The sequence below is a fragment of the Candidatus Methylomirabilota bacterium genome (assembly GCA_035260325.1).
Classification (GTDB): domain Bacteria; phylum Methylomirabilota; class Methylomirabilia; order Rokubacteriales; family CSP1-6; genus AR19.
The window spans coordinates 1-3,356 of sequence record DATFVL010000149.1 but is presented as its reverse complement, the minus strand read 5'-3'; the positions used below and the strand labels follow the sequence as shown (position 1 = coordinate 3,356).

3 protein-coding genes are annotated in these 3,356 nt (G+C 70.1%); all 3 read right to left on the bottom strand.

Annotated elements, in window-relative coordinates:
• Window positions 1-1,111: MmgE/PrpD family protein (locus VKG64_10050; GenBank protein ID HKB25383.1), on the bottom strand; the 1,111-nt coding region annotated here is incomplete at its 3' end.
• A gap of 58 nt (window positions 1,112-1,169) precedes the next feature.
• On the bottom strand, window positions 1,170-2,576 hold the full coding sequence (locus tag VKG64_10045; GenBank protein ID HKB25382.1) for an MmgE/PrpD family protein: 1,407 nt from the start codon (window positions 2,574-2,576) through the stop codon (window positions 1,170-1,172).
• 14 nt (window positions 2,577-2,590) lie between these two features.
• The coding region (locus tag VKG64_10040) for an ABC transporter substrate-binding protein (protein HKB25381.1) at window positions 2,591-3,356 on the bottom strand (766 nt) is incomplete at its 5' end.

Here is a 3,356-nt window from a genome sequence, read left to right as displayed (position 1 = left end):
TCACGCGCCGGGCGGTTTCGAGGATCGCGGGATTCCGCAGATGCGCCTCGTCGAACTCGCCGATGTAGACCCGACTTTCGTGCAGGCCCAGCGCCAGGCAGAAGCGCAGGTTGTTCGTGGCCTGCGCATAATTGATAGGAGCGTAGGTGGCGCCGCTCGGATCGTCCATGATTGCGGTCCAGTTCTGCGGGAAGGTGACCTCCATCCGCTCGACGTCGGCGACGGCGAACGGATGCGCGGCCCGGACCGCCGCCAGCGCGTCGAGCGGCAGCGCCCAGACGTGGGCCGTATTGTGGAGCTTGAACGCGGCGTCCTGGACGAGCCAGCGCTCGCCGAGCCCCTCGACCAGGGCGCCCGCATCGTAGCGCCCGTCGGTGAAGGCGGTGCAGAAGCCCTTCTTGCCGTCGAGCACGCCTCGGGGGCCGGTGAGGCCGGCACGCGCCAGGAGGGCGGCGAGCACGCCATTGTGGGCGGCGATCCCTCCGTGGGCGCGCCAGACATCGCTGCCGTCCGTGAGGGATTCGGACAGACCCGAGGCGAAGCTCCCGGCGACGCCGAGGGCGGCGACGGTCCCCTCGACGGACAGACCGGTGAGCTTCGCCGCGATCGCGGCGGCGCCGAAGACCCCGCAGGTGGCCGTGGGATGGTAGCCCTTCTTGTGGTGCGCCATGCGGGCCGTTCCGGAGTTGATGGAATTGCCTATGCGCGTCATGACCTCGTACCCGGCCACGATGGCCGTCAATACCTCCGCCCCACTCGCGGTCATCATCTCCCCGGCGGCGAGGGCGGCGGGCACTGCCACGGGCCCTCCGTGGATGACACAGGAGAGTGTCGTGTCAGTGAAGTTGTGGCTGAACGCCGCCGTCCCGTTGGCCAGGGCGGCCATCGGCGCTGGGACTCTGTCGCCGTGGACCAGCAGCGTGGACTCCGGCGCGCCGCTGGTTCGTCGCGCCACCGTCGCGGCCGCGATGGCGGCCGGCTCTTTCGTGGCGGCGAATGCGATGCCCAGCGTGTCCATCAGGCAGAGCTTCGCGTGCTCGCGGGCGGCCAGCGGAATGGCGGCCAGGTCCAGCTCGTGAACGAAGCGCGCCAGCCGCTCCGACGCGGTCACGCCGCGGCGCGGTCGACCAGCCCCGCGACCGGCTCACCGCGCCGGGCGCGGGCAGAGATCAGCAGCCGCTCGGGGCCCACGCCGCTTCTCCTCGCAGGGCGTCCATCAGGGGACAGACGGTTGGGAGTGACTCGAGCTGTCGGAGCAGCGTCAGGGCTCGCTCGGCCGCATCGGGATCGAGACTCCTCCGCGCGCACTCGCGGTACTTGCCGACCAGCTCCTCGTCACTCATCGGATTCTCCGGGCTCCCACGCGCGAAGCGAACGGTCTCCGAGACCTCGCGCCCGCCGGCCAGGACGATGGCGACCGTGGTCCGATCGCCGAAGGCATCGCGCGCCACGCCGGGCGCCCCGCGTGTGAGCGCCGGATCGACGTACGGCCGGACGCGAGCCATCATCGCCTCGACGCGCGCGTCGCGAACCCGCTCGTCGGTGAAGGCATCGAGGCCGAGGTGGCCGTCCAGCATGGCCGAGGCCGCGCAGAACTCGAGGCTCGGCTTGCCCTCGAGACCCGTCCGGGGATCGGTGCGGATGAGCACCCCCTGGAAGATATAGCTCACGCCGACCCGGATCTCTTGCACGGAGTCCGGGTCGATCCCGTGACGCGCTCTGAGCGCGAGGATGGCGTCGACGGCCCGCTGGAGCGGAGCGCCACACGGGTAGGGCTTGAGCACATAGCCCGCCCGCTGGATCTCCCTCGCCTCACCGAGGTCCCGAGTAAGCTCGTCGAGCGCGGCGCCGCCGGCCCCGCCGTAGAGCGCGCAGAATCCCATGCGCGACTCCAGAATGCCCTGATCCGCGGTGATGCCTCGCGCGGCCAGTTCGGCGGCCATGACGCCGTTCCGGCATGCGAGACCGGCATGGAGCGGCATGGTCATGGTGCCGAACTGCTGTCGGGAACCGCTGGCCATGGATGCGGCCATCCCGAGGGCCATCTCGACCCGGCCCGCGTCGAGGCGGAGGAGGCGCCCAGCCGTCGCGGCTGCCGCCAGGGTCCCGAGCACGCTCGTCGCGTGCCAGCCTTTCTCGTAGTGGGTGGGGTTGAGCGCGCGGCCCAGCTTCGTCAGCACCTCGAACCCGATCACGTACGCCTCGAGCACCGAGCGCCCGCTGGCGCGGAGCGCTTCCCCGAGGGCCAGGGCGGTCGGCGCGAGCACGACGCTGTGGTGGGCGAGCGTGACGAATGTCGTGTCGTCATACAGGAGCGCGTGCGCCATGGTCCCGTTGGCGAGCGCGGCCTGCGCGGTGCTCGTCTTGAAGCCGCCGGCGACGACGGTGGCGGCCAACGCCCCGCCCGCGTCCCTGACCCATGCTGTGACCTCCCTGCCGACCGGCTCGGCGGCACCGGCCAGGGTGGTCGCCATCACGTCGATGAAGGCCGTCCGCGCGAGCCCGAGGGCGCCGTCAGGGATAGCGGCGCCCTCGTGGAGGGCCACGAAGCGGCTCAGCGCCGTCGTCGCCGTCATGTCGCGCGCCGCGCTCAGGGGAACTTCGTCGGGGCGAAGCGCGTGTCGACGACGTCCTCGAACACCAGCGGGCGCTTGATGAGCCCCGCGCCGGCGAGCATCTCGCCGATATTGGCCACGGCCTGGCGCGTGATGACCGGCTGGTACGCCTTGATGCTGTCCTGCAGGATCGGGCGCAGCAAGCGTGGATCGATTCCCTCGAAGTACTTCTCCGCGATCTTGACCGTCTCCTCGAAGTTCTTCGGGTCCTGAAGAAAGCGCTGCGTATCGACCACGGCCTCGACCATGCGACGCGCAACGTCGGGGTGCGCGGCTAGATAATCCTCCCTGGCCACCATGCTGTTGTAGGCGTAGTCGCGGAGGATACGCGGCCCCTCGCCCTTGCGGATGTCGAGCACCGGCTTGGCGACCTGGAAGCCGTAGATCGCTTGAGACTGGATGGGCTCGAAGCCAAGAAACCCCTGGATGTCGCCCTTCTGCAGCGCGGCCAGCGTCGTCGGGACGCCTCCGGTAGCGATGATCGTCACGTCCTTGTCGGGATCGAGTCCCGCTTCCTTCAGGAGAAAGCGGAGGGTGAAGTCGGTGCTCGCGCCCCGCCCCGTCATGCCGAGCTTGAGGCCCTTGAGGTCCCGGATGACAGCCGGGTACCCCCTCGCGGCGTTCGGGAGATCGACCTCCTTCCGCACGATGAGCGTGTAGGGCGAGTCGAGCAGGTTGGCCACGATGGCCTTCAGCTTCATGCCCTGCTCGCGCACCTGGGCTACGTGCTCGGTGGCGAGG

Excerpts from the sequence above, each read along its gene's own strand:
- VKG64_10045 (HKB25382.1), bottom strand. The coding sequence starts at position 2,576 with ATGACGGCGACGACGGCGCTGAGCCGCTTCGTGGCCCTCCACGAGGGC.